Origin of the sequence: Pseudomonas azerbaijanoccidentalis, assembly GCF_019145495.1 — a bacterium.
GTDB classification, from domain to species: Bacteria; Pseudomonadota; Gammaproteobacteria; order Pseudomonadales; family Pseudomonadaceae; genus Aquipseudomonas; species Aquipseudomonas azerbaijanoccidentalis.
In genome coordinates this window covers 80,646-94,408 of record NZ_JAHSTU010000001.1, presented here as the reverse complement: position 1 = coordinate 94,408, position 13,763 = coordinate 80,646, and the positions used below count along the sequence as shown (strand labels likewise).

Below are 13,763 nucleotides of genomic sequence, written 5' to 3'. Positions count from 1 at the left end.
CTCGCTGTATGGGTTGGATTCGGACGCCCCAAACCCTGGCACCCGTATTATTAAGCCCTTGGCAGATCGGCAACTGCCTTTTCCAGTGATTCTACCGAAGCATTCGCCCGATACGTCACGTTGGCAGCGTCGAGCTGCGCCTTGAGGCTTGCGATCTTTTCGGCATTGTCGACGGGCTCCACTGCCGACTTGAGGCGTTCGACTTCAGCGCGGAGCAATTCGACCTCGCCCGCCAGAGTATCGCGTTCACCCTCGATGGTGACGACACCTTCGTGGAAGGCTTTCAGCGCATCGAACAAGCGGATCGGTAATTCGCCAGCACCCGGATGTTCCAGCTCCGACAGGCCTTCGGCCGCTTCGATCAGCAGCACGATGCCATCGCGCTCAGCATATAACTTGTCGATGAGCTCCTGCAGCGCAGCACCATCGACACCACCCTGGCCGTCGATCAGCATTACCGGCGCCGACTCAACCTGTCGAACCGTCACCTCCGGAACATCGTCAGCCTCATCCTCGCGGCTTCCGGTGGCGTTCGCGTCGACAATGCGCAGACCGTTTTCCTTGGCCAGCGCCTTCACATCTTCCTGGTACTGGTGGAATGGACCGGGCAAGTACCAGATATTTTTTTGGCTCATGATCATTACCTCGTTGAACCGGGCACGTCGCCCGGCTCAACATTCAGGAGTTACTTGGAAGCGTCACCGATCAGAGCGACACCGGCGGTGTGCTTGATGCTGGTGGCAGTCTTGTCCCAGTTGGTACCGGTCGCCAGTTCGGCGTCGGTTGGCGACTTGCCACCGGTGGTGGTGTCCCAGGTATAACCCTTCAAGCCCAGGCCGAAGGTGTAATCGGTTTGGAGCGTGGTTTCGATACGCTCCTTGCCGTTGGTGGTCTGGACGTTGCTGATGATGTCGCGACCGTCGTGCACCAACGCCGCGCCCTGCACCAGGGACAGAATGATTTCCTTGTTTGGGGTACCGGCCTGCATCAGCGCAGGGGCGTCCGTCACCACGGAAATCTTGCCGAGGATGTCCACGACGCGAACATTGCCCGCCTGGAACAGCTGTTGCTGGTTTGCCAGGTTCTGGCCGACCAACTTGTGGTAGCTGGTGCCCTGCATCACCTGGGTTACAAGGTTCTGGCTTGCGTCGCCGAACTTCGCATGGGCGTTGTTCAGACCGGCGTAGGTGATGCCTGCGGTAGCCGACACATCGTTGACAGCTGCGGCCTGAGCGGTGATCGCGGCAACCAGTGCAGCGATTGCAGTGTTCAGCTGGTCCTTGAGCAGGATCTCAGCGAATGCGCGGCTCGCCACTTCGACGCCCTGCGCAGTTGGGCGTTCCAGCCAGGTCATCTGCGATGGCTCGTAGCGGATCGGACCGAAGCCGCCGGCTACCTTCACCGAAGTGTTCTTCAGCTCGGTCAGGTCGGTGGCAGCGACTGCGGCGTTTGCGCTGTAACGGTCCACGCGGCGCTGGGCTGCCGCCAAGGTCTGGAAGAACGACTCTTGGAGGAAGTCGCCCGTGAAGCCGTCCGGGGACAGCACGATTGCACCGCGGCTTGCGGCGTTGAAAGCGGCGAGGTACTGATCCAGCGTCTCGAGAGTCGCCGGCATGATGTATTCGTTGAAAACCTGCATTTGCGACAGGGACATGAGTTATTCCTTACGATTGAGGGAGATCCGGGAACCGGCTCGCGATTGCAGCCGTGCGTTCCTCTTTGGTGCCGCCGATTTTTCCTTTTGCGGCCCCGCCGCCACCTCCAGCACCAGCAGCCCCGCCGCCCGATGCCTTGCTACCCGCGATCAACGGCGCGAACGCCGTGTCGTTTGCGAATTCTGCTTTCAGCTCATCCAGCGTTGCCGCCGAGAGCTTGCCCTGCGGATCGAGGACGACCACAACAGGCTTCCCGTCGCGCTGCTCGACGCCAAGGCGGCGCTCGATATGCGGCAACAGGGCTTTGGCGCTGCCCGGGATTGCCAGGGCGGACGCGATATCGGTAGCGGTACGGCCAACGGTCAGATCCCGGATCTGTCCGCTCAGCGTTCCACGCTCCTGCTCCAACATGCCGTTCAGCTCAGCTTCGCGGCGGTTGTATTTTTCAGTCCAGGATCGTTCGAGCTCTTCGACGTTGCCAGACTTGCGAGCGGCTTCCTCGCGATCGAGTCGGGCCTGCTCTTCAGCATCCTTGCGCGCCTTGTCGGCGGCCTTCTTCTCGTCCAGCAACTCTTGGACCTTGGATTTCAGGCCAGATACGTCTTCTGGTTGCGGCAGGCCTTCAATACCGAGGACAAACTTTCCTTCCTTCTCGGTGTAGAGCGATTTAACGGAGTCTTCGAGACCATCCAGAGTGTCCAGCTGATATTTCAAACCCATTTTTTTGTCTCCCAGAGACGATTTGCAGGCCCTGCCCGCAGATATGAAAAAGCCCCGTCATTGACGAGGCCTGTTTAAATCGTTGGCATAAAAAAACCCCGGCGGATGCCAGGGCTTGATTTGAAACATGTAGACCCTTCGGGTCATTCCTCCTGATCGATCTGATCAAGAAAATCAACGTCATTGTCTTCTTCGTCAAAAGCTGCTTGAGCGTCTTCTTCAACCCATGACTCGTCATCGTGGAATTCATGATCGAGCAGGTGGTCGTGTTCTGGCTCGGGGATGTCTCGTTCTTCGCTCATGACTTACCAAAAAAAAAAAGAAAGAACGGACTGTATATGCAGATCCCCGTGCTCAGTCAACGATCACCCGACAGCTTGACGCTGAGATTCTTCAAACAACAACTGCATTCACGTAATCATCATGCTGCTTCTTTATTGCAGCACGAAATGCGTCTTTTGTTTCTTCAAGGACAGGGGCTCTAAATACACCTAGCGTCGTCTTGACGTGAATCTCTAGATCCTTCAGCGAATCATCAAATGTGACAACCGCGTTTATCGCAAGATCCAGGAATAAGTCTGGGCGAGTCACGAATTGAATGTCTTCCGCGTAGCTGAGCGTTTGAGGCAATGATGCATCGTCACCATGAAACACAAAACTCTTGATTGGCAAAATCGTATCAATCTCACGGGAGTAAAATCCGATCCATTGCACCCGTGCAGGTCTTTTGCCTTTTGACACGACCGATACTCTCCACCGATCATTTCCCTGAGCCTGATTTATTACAAGGTCCTCAACATCCTCTTTGCGCTGAATATAGGACTGCCAAAGAGCAACTCCAACAGCGAGCAAAGCTCCGAGACCAGAAACCCAATCACCGATACTCCCCCAATTTGGAACATATCGCGTAGTAGTGGCTGGATTGAGATTGACTCCCATGGTTAAACCAGCAAACCCACAGAGAATGCAGGCAATAAAGGCCACTATCAGCAGTAGATATTTCATGCCACCTCCAAATTAATGGGGGCTTTATAGCAACCCGGCACGTTCAAAAGCCAGCGGTTCAAGAGCCTTCATTTGAACAAGGGTCAGAGGCGCAAAGTTGCGATCAAGCTGCAGCTCAGCGAAACGCTCGACGCTCAGACCACCTTCACGGAACAGCTTCGCCCGAACCGGGCCGATAGCCCTATCCTGAAACGCCGCCGGCTGCTGCTTGAGCCAGTCGTAGTAGCTGAGATCTGCCCTCACCTGCTGGGCGCCACCGTCACCGATGGATGCCCGGGTGGCATCCTTGGCGAACAAAGCACTGAAGCGCGTCACCGCAACAACTGTCGAGCGACAGTTAATGTGAATCGGCGGCCGCGGCCCCTCGGTCAGTTTGAACCGGCGCTTGTCGAGCGTTCGGCACTGGCTGGTCGTCTTTGTGTCTAGGGTGCTGACCCACTCCACCGATTGAACGACATCTGAGTTCTCTTTCAGCGTCTCCATGCGCGCCTGGGTAGCGACGTGCTGCACCGCTGTCCGTACGATCGCACCGGCGTTCCGGTTGGTCGTGGCCAGTATGCCGTCGTTGTACTTCAGCGCCTTGGTACCGCGAATGTTCTTGATGATCTGGAAGTTGGTCTGGCCTTCGAAGAAGCCCTGCCGGATCGCGCCTGTGAGGTGTTGCCGCTCGGTACTGGTGAATCCCTCAATAAACGATTCGAGCAGCTTCCCGCCGTCCACACCGCGCACGCTGAGCGGATTGGTGAGAATGGCTGCCCGAATCGCGGCGGCACCCGGCACCGCGGCGTCGAACGAAACACCCACCGGTGCTGCCCGGGTCAGGCTGGTTGCTTCAAACTCGGCCTCGTAGTTGGCGATATCCACCAGGTCGAGGTTCAGCTTCTCGCTGTACCGATCGAAAATGCCCAGCAACAGGCTGTCGACTTCGCTCAGCAGCCTCTCCAGCCGAGCGACGGTGTAATCCGTCAGGTCGACCCGGGTCAGCCGCTCACGAATCGAGCGGTCGATCTCTTTGAGAAAAGGCCCGAACTTCGCCACCTCCCCCGACTTCAGTTGCTCGAGGAAGACGGCGTGCCGAATCGTGGCATCAAGGATCGCTTGGTTTGCCGCCATTCGGGATTACCTCGTCGTCATCCAGGTCGGGACCGGGATTCTCGGTTTCCAGTTCATCGCGGATCTGGTCGTCGGTCTTTTCTGGATCGATAACCCCACGATCGCGCAGGTACTGCCAGAAGTCGCCCGCCGGCAGCTTGCCGCCCTGCACTGCATTGAACAGTGCCGAAAGGATCGTCGCGTCCAGGGTGATCTGGCTGAAGTCCTGATTGAGTTTGTAGAGGGGTTCGCCCGGGGCATTTACGAACTCGGCCATCCAGATCAGGCACTGGCTGTATGCCTCGCTGACGTTGCTCACTACAAGCGACAGGACGCTATGCTCGGCGGCGCTATCGTTGTCAGCCTGAGTCGCTGTTTTCACTGCGCTGCCACGTTCGATCAACCGGGCGCCGAGCGAAACCATGTCCTCTTTCTTGGCGTCCATGGCCTCCTTGACGAGAGTGTTCGGTTCAGGCTGAGCAAAGCCGCACGAACCGTTGGCCGGGAGCGTCAGGGGCGCCCGAGAGCCAACATAGATACCGTTCGCTTCCAAGTGATCGCGCCAGGCTTCATCAAGCCCGGATATCCAGAATTGTGGCTGTCCGGAGAACCACACCGAGTCCTCGTAGTCCGCACTGTTGCAGTAGTGGCCGATGTTGAGCACAGCCATGTCGTACAGCGGCGAGTCGTCGATGCTGGTGTCGTTGTTTTCGCTGCCCAGGAACTGGAACGGGATCAACTTCCACGGTTGCCCAAGACCATTCAATGGCGTGAAAGGCGGAGTGATCATCGCAGTTTCGCTGCTGCCCTCTTGCCAGACTTCCTGCGTGTATACGCCGGAAACGTCTAGGCGCAGCACCCGATATTGTACGACCCGCTCACTGCCGAAGCCGTCATCGGTATCGATGTCCACCTCTTCGCGCAACACAACCAGGCTCAGCAGGTGCTGACCACCGACCTTGCGAGTCTTCCAGTTCCTGATGGACTCGGCCGGGTAGCTGGCGACACTCGCCCGGGCACGGCCTGCCTGCTCATCGGCCTTGCTCACGGTGCCGGCCTTCACAGCGGCGTAATCCACCAGCAGCCCGTGGCGCCCAACTTCGAGCAAATGCCCTATAACCGACTGCGACTGCTGGTAGATGCTCACGCCCTGCCCATCAATGTCTTTCGATACATAGTCGAGAGCCACGGGGACAGTCAGCGTTGGCCAGGTCCGGAACACTGCGCCCACTAGGCTGTGTTTCGTCCGGCCGGTGGCGTTGTAGAACACGGCGCGCTGCTTGTACCCCTTGTACCGCTCGACGTTCTCCTGGCTAGTATCGTGCGGATTCGGCTTCGGCAGATAGACATCGCCGCGAGCTTTGACTGTTTCGGAACCCTTGCACACGTCGCGCACCAGCCGCCAACGGGACTGTGCCGCGTCGTATTCCGGGCGGGTGTAGGTGACGTCTGCCATTAGCGTGCGAATCCCATTTTGATTGATTTGACCGGCTTCCTTGCGCTTTGGGCGACAGCGAAGTACCGGAATGCATCGGCCGGGTGAGAGGACCAATCGTGAAGGGGTTTGTCCTTCCAGCACCCACGCTTGTCGTCCCACTCCTTGCGGTAACTCTCCAAGGCGGTGATGCCTTCCTCGCACTTGGCTTCGTCGAAAGCGCATTTAGGAAGGATCTCGCGGGCCTGCTCGATGCCTTCGTCGATACCGAGCTTCGGCACCACCTGGAACGTCATCGAATAGCGCTGACCGTCGATCTCGTAGCCCTCTCGGGCGAGCTCTCGGCGGGTCTTGCCATCGCTGCCGAATTCCCGGTTGTCGATGTCGTGCGGACCCCAGTGCTCTGCGTAGGTGTAACCTCGATCCTTAAGCACCTTCATGTAGTGCCGCAGGCCTTCCCCGCTGTTCTGGTAGAAGTCGATGACGTGGTATTCGTCGCCAACGATGCGGACGAACCAGATTGCCGTGGAGTCGCCGACGCCGATGTCCCAGAACGTGTGAACCGGCAAGTGGCTGTTGTCTGGCAGCTTGCCGATGCGCTGGGCCGCATACAGCTTGGTGAATTGCTTGGCGTAGTAGGCACCATCGATCGTCTGCTGGAATGCTTCGGCAGGTATCGATGGGTATTCGCGCTTCATGTCTTCGCCGAGGGTCTTTTCCTTGGCGCTGTACCAGGCGCGCTGGCCTGGGTTTGTGACGATGCCATGCTTGGCGACCAGGTCGTCGAAGTACTTGGTCAGCCGGTCCGGGATGACGACGTCGGTCGAATCCAGCCAGTACAGCGGGTTGCGCCACCAGCTGAAGAAAAAGAACTTCCAGTCCAGCAGACCCAGGGGCACGCCGGCCATTTGCTGCCTCTCGGCAGACTGGCTGTAGTCGAAGAAGTATCCAGCCCGACCTTCTGCTGTCGACTCGATGGTGACGAAGCATTCAGCGGCCACGGCTTCGAAGGCGCCGGTGACGATCTCACGCGCCTTGTGTGGGAATTTGGCGCAGATCTTCCCGAATTCGGAAACGTGCAAGTAACGCAGCGTACCGCCGCGGAATGAGGTCGAGACATACAGTGAGCCGCCTTTGCTGAACACCAACTCCCCGGCAGCGTCGTTGCGTGCCGGGTTGGCTGCCCTGATCTCCTTGGGCAGATTGTCGTAGGCGTGTTTGACCTTCTCCCGGAACAGCCTCTTGGCGTCGTTCAGGGTGTGAGCGATCAGCGCGCACTTAGCAGCTTCGAACAGCGCAGCGTCCAGCTGGACGATGCAGACCAGAGTCGTAAAGCCCAGCTGCCGCGCCTTGAGGATAATGTTTCGAGTGTGCATCCCCTGGAAGTAATCGATCTGCTCCTGCGTCATGCGGAAGCGAACCTTCTTCCCCTGCTTGTCGGTGATGAAGTAGAGGTTATTCAGTCGCCAGAATCGATCCCGGAGCAGCTTCATGTGCTCGGGCTTCATGTCAGGCGTCCTTCGATAGTTCGTCCATCAGTTGCGAGAGTTCGTCGGAGTCTTTCGACTGCTCCTTGTCATCAAGGCCGAATGCGGTGCGTTCGAGTACCTGCAGGTTCTTCATGGCCGAGGACAATTGGAAAAGGGTTTTGGCGTTGCTGGGCAGGGCAACCGCTGCGAGCATCGAGCCGCGACGGAAGCCGCTCTCATCGTCGGCAGTTTCTTCAGTAATGGCGTCTTCGATTTCCTCGCGTCGCTTAATCGTGGTGAGCAGATCGTCCATCAGCAGGTTCGCAAGGTTCGCGGCTTTGCGAATATCTCGGCGATGACTGCGAACAACAGTCGCGCCCTCTTCCGCTGCCTCTTCGATGATCTCGGCGTCCCGCTCAGGGTTCGCACATTGATCATCGCGAACCTCACCGCGAACCAGCTTATTGCGAACCTCTTTGCGGACTTGCTCGGAAAGGTCTCGCGCCCAGCCCAAGGCCTTGGCCTTCTTGCGGATCGCGGTGTCGCTGACTCTGTTCCGGTCTGCGATGGTGCGGATGGAAAGCGCACCAGCCCGGTAGGCTCGTTCGATCGCCTCCCAGTCGGGTTGCTTAATTGTCATGAGGTCACGCTGATAGTTTAAATAGTGGTTAATTGTCGGCGAATCTGGAGTGGAGTCTCTCCTAGTGCAAGGAAGCTTGCACGGGTATCTTGTTAACAGACACCCTCATAAACGCTCAGGGACTTGCAATGACTAGGGACAATTTTTCAGACATCACAAAGCTTCGTCTGGCCTTAAACGTACGATTTATGTGCGTATACCCACCCTGCCAGAAAGCTACTCATGGCCCGTCCCTTTCAGGCGACACTTTAATAAATATCGGCAACGCTGCTCACATCACCGCTGCATCCACTAATGGGCCTCGATACGACGCGTCCCTTACTCCCGAGCAACGCAGGGCATATGAAAATGGAGCGTGGTTATGTGCAACGCACGCCACTCTCGTGGACAGGGCTCCTGAGGATTTTCCGCCTAGTGCTCTTCAAGGATGGCAACGTAGTGCTGAGGCTAGAGCATGCAATGACGTCTATGGCGTTTCGACAGCTGCCCCAACTACTCAACCTGAAATCAGCTCTGCTCTCGCGAAGTTCATCCCGCTCGCAAGTAAAGCTATTGACTTCCGTATGACTACATTTTTTTTCGCCGGGTTTCAGGTGCCGAAGGAACCAGTTAACGCTATGCAGCGCTTAATCCGAGAGTGCTCAGGCTATCACTGGCACCCGGGTCACCCTTGCCACTCTGGCAATCACGTGACGCTTTCAAAACAGGATTATGTAATCAGCACCATTCGGCAAATGATCGATTTGCTCTCAGACAAAACCAGATGGGTTTCTGATCACACCGGTTATGCCGTCGCGTATGCCAGCGAGTCTCATATGAACGCTGCATTCGAGTCATTGAAAAAGGCTTACGGCGAGGTAGATTCCACACTTCATGAGCTTAGGCAGTATATGAGGGGGCAACCCAACTACTCGGCGTACTGATATGCAGACTCTTTCGCTACTCATTTGGTCGCGGCTAGTGCGACCAATTCAGGGTGGCGTTTTTCCGTATCGTCGCGACACAATTTGCTCATTCGCGAAACGTGTCGCGGTTTACTTGCTCCGGCGCTCGATCCCGCCTGGCGCCTTGTCGCAGCGCAAGCAGTGCTCACAGTTCAGCGTGCGGCAGAGCCAGGCCTTCACCCTCTGCCACCAGATGACCATGAAGATATGGCGCAGGCCGGCAAGGGCCAGGGACACATGCAGAGTCAGGCCTGCAGTCGTCGGGCCGAAGAAGATATTCTGGTTGCGAGTCATAACGACGAAACCGCTGATGGCGATCGCCGAATAGATCAGCTTGCCGAGGATGCCGTCCCGCACTCGGCCACTCAGGACACACCAGGTCGCCCACAAGGCAATCAAGCCGCAGGCGATGGAGTTGATCAGTTCAAGATTCATGGTGGGTTGCCTCCCCCGAACCGCTGGCGGATAAGCGCCCAGAGGTCAGCGGCTTTGATGGCGCGGTTGATGGCTGCCAAGAGCGAGCCACCGAAGGTACCCAGCAGAAAGCCGATGCCAGCGACAATTCTCGGTTCGGTCACGCCCAGGTATGTGCTTACCATGCTCGTCAGGTACCACGAGCAGGCGACACCGGTAATCAGGAAGATCGCCCAGGCGCGCCAGTCCGTTAAATCGTCCTTGTGCCACCAGCTGGCAATGACGGCGCCAGTGAGGCCAGCGATCAGCAATCCAAACCTGTCGAGATTGTCGAGCAGGCGCTGCAAATACTCCATGCGCTCGACTCCGTTGGCATGACTTGATTTGGATCAGCCCCAGCATCACTCCCAGCTCAGCGCGATGGGTGTGGTGGAGCCGACAACAGAAAGTCCCCAGCAAATGCCGAGGTCGTAATGGGTGAAGGAATTTCCGTGACCGTCACGCAAACCATGCAAAACGCTGTTTTTCCAGTCATGGCAAAATAGCGGCTCAATTAATTGGAGAGTGCCATGAAGGACGACGGAAGCAGCATGACAGTGGGCGAACTGCTTGACTCACTTAGAGGAGAGCCAAGGGATACAAAAATCAGATTCCAGGGCGGTTTGAACTTCTACCGCCTGAAACGCCGCGGCGACGACCTGATTCAAGTTGAATTCAATGAGCCGGTTTACGATGCGTTGACGTACTACTTCAAGCATCACAATTAAATCGCAGCCACAAAAAAGCCCGACGCAATGGTCGGGCTTTATCCAATCCTCGATACACGCAGGTATAACAGGATGGGATTAATTTCGCTCATCCGCTCACTGATGTCAACAGGCAATCACGCAGCACGTTCAATCAGCAGACCTTCAGCCTCAAGAATGTCGGCGGCGTGCGCCAGCGCTTCGTTGACGAGGTCGTCAGCGGCACGGCCGATATCCTGCCGCCACCGGCGTCGAGTTGACTCCGGCGTGCCGTCGTTGTCCCAGGTGTTCATGTCGTAGAAGCTGTCCTTGAGCACGACCATGTCGGCGGATCGGGAGCTGTCGCGCTTGACCTTCGCTTGGCCGGCAGCCAGCGCAGCCTTCACCACGGCCTCACGGCGCCACTCTGGCGCATCGATTGGGATCTCGACGGAAACGGACGTAGCCACCTTCGGCCGCGCGCCCTTCAGCTGCGGGATAGCCCAGGCAGTGGTCGCCTTGAACAGGAACAGCTTTGGGGCTGGAGTGTTGATGAGCGCTTGCAATGCAGAGATGGCCTGCACTTTGCGGCCCTTGTGGGTGCTGTACTTCGCCACCAGCGCGTCCCAGTACTTTTTCTCAAGCACACTGTGCAGCCGAGCGGACACCCAGCAGTCCACTTGCGTGCGGTCAATGGTATCAGCACCGCGGGAGCGGACCAGCGTCGCCAGGTCTCCGCCCCCCTCCTCGTCGGCGGAATTGTACAGCTTCTGCCATGCCTGTTTGCTGGTGTTGTCAATGGCCTCGGCCGCGAGGGCGGAGACAACTGCGTTGAGAACGCCTGGATAGATCATGCTACAGCCCTCTTCAGTTCGCGGGTCTTGGCCCGGTAATCGGCGGTCATCGCCTTCAGTTGTTCGATGGTGTATTTCTTCGGTTCGTGTGGGCCTTCCAACCACTCGACTGCCTCGGCGCCGATCCGCTTCACCAGCTCAATGCGGTAGTTCACGATATTCCCGGAAAGCCGGGTATTGCATGGCGAGCATTGCCGATGGCAGTTCATTGGCTCGAAGCGCAGCGCCGGATTGCTCCCCACCGTCCGGTAATGACCTGCGTCGTACTTGCCCTGGTGCTGCCGACCACAACTGACGCACGGAAGCTCCGCGTCACGGGCTCGCACCCAGGCGTTGAATGCATGCTGGGTATCTTTAAGGTGCTCCGCTCTGCTCTTCAGCTTCTCCTTGCGGACCTTGATCTCGCGGCGATCGCGCTGGTCGATGGCCTTCTTCGCCTTCTGCTCATTCCGGGGTGCGTCCTTGAGCGCGCAGGCTGGGCTGCAAACTGCCTGACCCAGGCGTGCAGGGACGAATGAGGCCCCGCAGGTTTCGACGCGGCATTTCTTCGGGCGAGGCTTCCTTGCTGTGAGACTCATGCAGCCTCCTGGCTCAGCAGGTCATCGAAGTACACGCCCTGCGGAGCGAACCGCGCGACAATGCGGTCGGTGTACGCCACGCCCTGGGCGCGGTTGAACAGGCTGGTCACCGGGAAGCCATCCGGGCCGAAGAGCTTGCAGCCGCCCATCATGGCCAGCTTCGTTTCGTATGGCAGGTGGCGCATCACCCGGTACCACTCGGCCTGAAACCCGGCATCCTCGTTCAGCAGGATCTGCACGCCGATGTGCAACTTGCAGTAGCGTCGGGCGTCGGCCTCGTCGCCGATCTGGGTCATCTCGGCGATGCGTTTGTACATCGCAAACCACAGCCTGTTTTGGTCGAGCGTGCGGTCCTTGCCCGGGCGCAGCGATACCACAACGAACTTCTTGTCACGGAACATGGCGCTGAGCTTCGTGATGGCTTCGGATAGCTTGGCCTGACAGTTGACGCTGATTTTATCTGTCATCACAGGCGCTCCTTGCGTGTCATTTGATCTATCAATTTCAGTTGGTGGGCCTTGCGCGAGGCGACTCGCCGGCGCTCTGACCGCGCATCCCATCGGGATTGAATTTGTTTGCGGCGGCGTAGTGCCTGCAGGTCGTCCCTGACCTCTTGCCAACGGGCCCGAAGCTTTGCGGAAGGCTGCACAGCTGACCCTGTTAGCAAGCCAGCAATGGCCTGGCCATCTTCGGTGATTGGCGCAATGCGAAGGTCAGACAGGTACTGGGTGCCGGTTTGCTGGCTGATCAGTTGCATGCGAACTGCCGATTCAATTGCCGTCACCCGCCGTACTGGGTTATGGCCCAGCGAAACACTCCAAGACACCGGGGTCGCTTCGGCGCGAGCCTGGGCTACCAGGCGTTCGTACGCACTCATGAACGCCATTCGCGCGCCGACCTTGTCACCCAATCGAAGGATCGAATCAGCCGCGGTCATGGCTTGCTGGATCTCAGCGGTGAGAACCACAGTTTCGCTTTCGTCGTGCCCGCAAAGAGCAATCGACCATGCCTCATCCTTGCCCGGGCGGCCGTCGGCGGCCTGAACGCGCTGCAGGATGTCCGCCATGGCCAGCTTGCCCTTCACCTCGAAGCGGCAGGCCTTCAGCGCAGCTTTCACGACGGGCACGGAGTAAGCGCACAGGTCTTCAGCCATCATCGCCGCAGTACCTGGGTTCATCTCCTGGCCCATGGCCTCAGCGGTGGCGCAGATCGCCGCTGCCAGGCCGGCAACCTGCTGGTCATTCATCTCAAAGGTATTCATTGCGGTCACCTGCTTGGCGTTTGGCCAAAACCATCTGCGCAGCCTGCTCGGCGGCGGAGACGTTCGCCTCAGTCCGTTCCATCTGGCGGGCCGTGGTCCCGTTGATGCGCTGACCGGTGACCCACTGGGTGTGATAGCTCTCGGCGTTGGCCAGCAGTTCGTTGAGGCTGTGGCACTTGCGCAGGACGGCGGCATCGCTGGTCTTCAGGAAGTGAGCAGCGACGTGATGCGCGACATCGGCACCGAGGCGGTCAACAAGTTGGCCAAGCTGGCCACCGACCTTGGCGTTCCACACCGGCCAGGTGCTGTAGCGTTTGCGGTAGGCCATGGCGTAGTTCGCCCAGGCCTTGAAGGTTTTGCAGGACTGGTCTTTGGGGCCAGGCATGTCGGCGGGAATCTCGACGCGGGGACCGTCGGTGCGATCAACCACCAGCACCAAGTTGCGGGCCGGCTTGTCCGGGCCGTCTTGCAAGTCCTGACTGGTATCCTGATTGGTACCCTGATTGGTACCCTGATGATTGGTATCCTGATTTGTCGGAGATTTTTCCGACCCTGGCTCGGATTTTTCTCCGACCTTGATCGGATTTTTTTCCGAGGTAGATCGGATTTTTTTCCGACCCTTGTTCTCTGGTGGGGTCGGATATTTTTCCGACCCATCAAGCTTCTGATTCCACTCGATCGCCTTCTCGGTCAAGCGGAACAGAGTGATGTTCGAGGTGCTGGAAAGCTCAATCAAACCGGCTTCTTCCAGGGCCTTCAGCATGCGGTAAGCGGTGTCCGGCTTATCGGTGAGCAGCGGCAGCTCCTCAATGATCTTGGCCTTGCTCAGCGCGAAGAAGATCCCGTCGTCCGTCTTGATTGGCTTGGTCCAGCTCGGGCAGCCGTAGACGAAGGCGAACAGTAGGGCCTGCTGAGAGTTCAGCCCCCACTCCAGCGCCTTCACCTGATTGATCGTGACGGTGAATTGCATA

17 protein-coding genes are annotated in these 13,763 nt (G+C 58.1%); 1 reads left to right on the top strand and 16 read right to left on the bottom strand.

What is annotated here, in order from left to right; translation table 11 throughout:
* Positions 1-50: 50 nt before the first annotated feature.
* The 11 genes from KVG88_RS00490 to KVG88_RS00440 form a co-directional block, all read right to left on the bottom strand.
* Complete coding sequence (locus tag KVG88_RS00490) at positions 51-635, bottom strand: hypothetical protein (RefSeq protein WP_217869945.1); 585 nt, start codon at positions 633-635, stop codon at positions 51-53.
* A 50-nt stretch (positions 636-685) separates the two neighbouring features.
* Positions 686-1,654 carry a major capsid protein gene (locus KVG88_RS00485; RefSeq protein ID WP_130931603.1) on the bottom strand — a complete coding sequence of 323 codons (969 nt, stop codon included), beginning with the start codon at positions 1,652-1,654 and terminating at the stop codon, positions 686-688.
* A 10-nt stretch (positions 1,655-1,664) separates the two neighbouring features.
* The gene (locus KVG88_RS00480; RefSeq protein WP_217869944.1) at positions 1,665-2,375 is read right to left on the bottom strand and encodes a hypothetical protein; all 711 of its coding nucleotides are present in this window, start codon (positions 2,373-2,375) and stop codon (positions 1,665-1,667) included.
* A gap of 143 nt (positions 2,376-2,518) precedes the next feature.
* Entirely contained in the window at positions 2,519-2,677 is a 159-nt protein-coding gene (locus KVG88_RS00475; protein ID WP_217869943.1) for a hypothetical protein, read from the bottom strand.
* 91 nt (positions 2,678-2,768) lie between these two features.
* On the bottom strand, positions 2,769-3,380 hold the full coding sequence (locus KVG88_RS00470) for a hypothetical protein (protein WP_217869942.1): 612 nt from the start codon (positions 3,378-3,380) through the stop codon (positions 2,769-2,771).
* Between the two features lie 24 nt (positions 3,381-3,404).
* The gene (locus KVG88_RS00465; protein ID WP_217869941.1) at positions 3,405-4,493 is read right to left on the bottom strand and encodes a minor capsid protein; all 1,089 of its coding nucleotides are present in this window, start codon (positions 4,491-4,493) and stop codon (positions 3,405-3,407) included.
* Positions 4,468-5,928 (bottom strand): DUF4055 domain-containing protein, encoded by a 1,461-nt coding sequence (locus KVG88_RS00460; RefSeq protein WP_217869940.1) that lies wholly within the window; start codon positions 5,926-5,928, stop codon positions 4,468-4,470. Before KVG88_RS00460 ends, KVG88_RS00465 begins: the two co-directional genes overlap by 26 nt.
* On the bottom strand, positions 5,928-7,415 hold the full coding sequence (locus KVG88_RS00455) for a terminase large subunit (RefSeq protein WP_217869939.1): 1,488 nt from the start codon (positions 7,413-7,415) through the stop codon (positions 5,928-5,930). The genes KVG88_RS00460 and KVG88_RS00455 overlap by 1 nt, the downstream gene beginning before the upstream one ends.
* Before the next feature lies 1 nt (position 7,416).
* Positions 7,417-8,016: a hypothetical protein gene (locus KVG88_RS00450; RefSeq protein WP_217869938.1), complete on the bottom strand. Its 600-nt coding sequence runs from the start codon at positions 8,014-8,016 to the stop codon at positions 7,417-7,419.
* A gap of 1,034 nt (positions 8,017-9,050) precedes the next feature.
* Positions 9,051-9,395 (bottom strand): hypothetical protein, encoded by a 345-nt coding sequence (locus KVG88_RS00445; RefSeq protein ID WP_217869937.1) that lies wholly within the window; start codon positions 9,393-9,395, stop codon positions 9,051-9,053.
* Positions 9,392-9,730, bottom strand: coding sequence for an MFS transporter (locus tag KVG88_RS00440; protein WP_217869936.1), 339 nt, complete (start codon positions 9,728-9,730; stop codon positions 9,392-9,394). The genes KVG88_RS00445 and KVG88_RS00440 overlap by 4 nt, the downstream gene beginning before the upstream one ends.
* Positions 9,731-9,943: 213 nt before the next feature.
* Here KVG88_RS00440 and KVG88_RS00435 point away from each other — a divergent pair, with 213 nt between their 5' ends.
* Entirely contained in the window at positions 9,944-10,141 is a 198-nt protein-coding gene (locus tag KVG88_RS00435) for a hypothetical protein (protein ID WP_217869935.1), read from the top strand.
* A 116-nt stretch (positions 10,142-10,257) separates the two neighbouring features.
* On the opposite strand, the gene KVG88_RS00430 is transcribed toward KVG88_RS00435, so the two are convergent.
* Genes KVG88_RS00430 through KVG88_RS00410 form a run of 5 tightly spaced genes read right to left on the bottom strand, consistent with a single transcriptional unit; the run spans position 10,258 to position 13,762 of the window.
* Entirely contained in the window at positions 10,258-10,953 is a 696-nt protein-coding gene (locus KVG88_RS00430) for a hypothetical protein (RefSeq protein WP_217869934.1), read from the bottom strand.
* The gene (locus KVG88_RS00425; protein WP_217869933.1) at positions 10,950-11,531 is read right to left on the bottom strand and encodes a recombination protein NinG; all 582 of its coding nucleotides are present in this window, start codon (positions 11,529-11,531) and stop codon (positions 10,950-10,952) included. The genes KVG88_RS00430 and KVG88_RS00425 overlap by 4 nt, the downstream gene beginning before the upstream one ends.
* Positions 11,528-11,998: a hypothetical protein gene (locus tag KVG88_RS00420; RefSeq protein ID WP_217869932.1), complete on the bottom strand. Its 471-nt coding sequence runs from the start codon at positions 11,996-11,998 to the stop codon at positions 11,528-11,530. Before KVG88_RS00420 ends, KVG88_RS00425 begins: the two co-directional genes overlap by 4 nt.
* Positions 11,998-12,792 carry a hypothetical protein gene (locus KVG88_RS00415; protein ID WP_217870825.1) on the bottom strand — a complete coding sequence of 265 codons (795 nt, stop codon included), beginning with the start codon at positions 12,790-12,792 and terminating at the stop codon, positions 11,998-12,000. Before KVG88_RS00415 ends, KVG88_RS00420 begins: the two co-directional genes overlap by 1 nt.
* Positions 12,779-13,762 (bottom strand): SIR2 family protein, encoded by a 984-nt coding sequence (locus tag KVG88_RS00410; RefSeq protein ID WP_217869931.1) that lies wholly within the window; start codon positions 13,760-13,762, stop codon positions 12,779-12,781. The genes KVG88_RS00415 and KVG88_RS00410 overlap by 14 nt, the downstream gene beginning before the upstream one ends.
* Between the last annotated feature and the right edge of the window lies 1 nt (position 13,763).

What these genes read in the sequence shown, in the direction of transcription:
- KVG88_RS00490 (WP_217869945.1), bottom strand. Translation starts at nt 635, where the DNA reads ATGAGCCAAAAAAATATCTGGTACTTGCCCGGTCCATTCCACCAGTAC.
- KVG88_RS00485 (WP_130931603.1), bottom strand. Translation starts at nt 1,654, where the DNA reads ATGTCCCTGTCGCAAATGCAGGTTTTCAACGAATACATCATGCCGGCG.
- KVG88_RS00480 (WP_217869944.1), bottom strand. Translation starts at nt 2,375, where the DNA reads ATGGGTTTGAAATATCAGCTGGACACTCTGGATGGTCTCGAAGACTCC.
- KVG88_RS00475 (WP_217869943.1), bottom strand. Translation starts at nt 2,677, where the DNA reads ATGAGCGAAGAACGAGACATCCCCGAGCCAGAACACGACCACCTGCTC.
- KVG88_RS00470 (WP_217869942.1), bottom strand. Translation starts at nt 3,380, where the DNA reads ATGAAATATCTACTGCTGATAGTGGCCTTTATTGCCTGCATTCTCTGT.
- KVG88_RS00465 (WP_217869941.1), bottom strand. Translation starts at nt 4,493, where the DNA reads ATGGCGGCAAACCAAGCGATCCTTGATGCCACGATTCGGCACGCCGTC.
- KVG88_RS00460 (WP_217869940.1), bottom strand. Translation starts at nt 5,928, where the DNA reads ATGGCAGACGTCACCTACACCCGCCCGGAATACGACGCGGCACAGTCC.
- KVG88_RS00455 (WP_217869939.1), bottom strand. Translation starts at nt 7,415, where the DNA reads ATGAAGCCCGAGCACATGAAGCTGCTCCGGGATCGATTCTGGCGACTG.
- KVG88_RS00450 (WP_217869938.1), bottom strand. Translation starts at nt 8,016, where the DNA reads ATGACAATTAAGCAACCCGACTGGGAGGCGATCGAACGAGCCTACCGG.
- KVG88_RS00445 (WP_217869937.1), bottom strand. Translation starts at nt 9,395, where the DNA reads ATGAATCTTGAACTGATCAACTCCATCGCCTGCGGCTTGATTGCCTTG.
- KVG88_RS00440 (WP_217869936.1), bottom strand. Translation starts at nt 9,730, where the DNA reads ATGGAGTATTTGCAGCGCCTGCTCGACAATCTCGACAGGTTTGGATTG.
- KVG88_RS00435 (WP_217869935.1), top strand. Translation starts at nt 9,944, where the DNA reads ATGAAGGACGACGGAAGCAGCATGACAGTGGGCGAACTGCTTGACTCA.
- KVG88_RS00430 (WP_217869934.1), bottom strand. Translation starts at nt 10,953, where the DNA reads ATGATCTATCCAGGCGTTCTCAACGCAGTTGTCTCCGCCCTCGCGGCC.
- KVG88_RS00425 (WP_217869933.1), bottom strand. Translation starts at nt 11,531, where the DNA reads ATGAGTCTCACAGCAAGGAAGCCTCGCCCGAAGAAATGCCGCGTCGAA.
- KVG88_RS00420 (WP_217869932.1), bottom strand. Translation starts at nt 11,998, where the DNA reads ATGACAGATAAAATCAGCGTCAACTGTCAGGCCAAGCTATCCGAAGCC.
- KVG88_RS00415 (WP_217870825.1), bottom strand. Translation starts at nt 12,792, where the DNA reads ATGAATACCTTTGAGATGAATGACCAGCAGGTTGCCGGCCTGGCAGCG.
- KVG88_RS00410 (WP_217869931.1), bottom strand. Translation starts at nt 13,762, where the DNA reads ATGCAATTCACCGTCACGATCAATCAGGTGAAGGCGCTGGAGTGGGGG.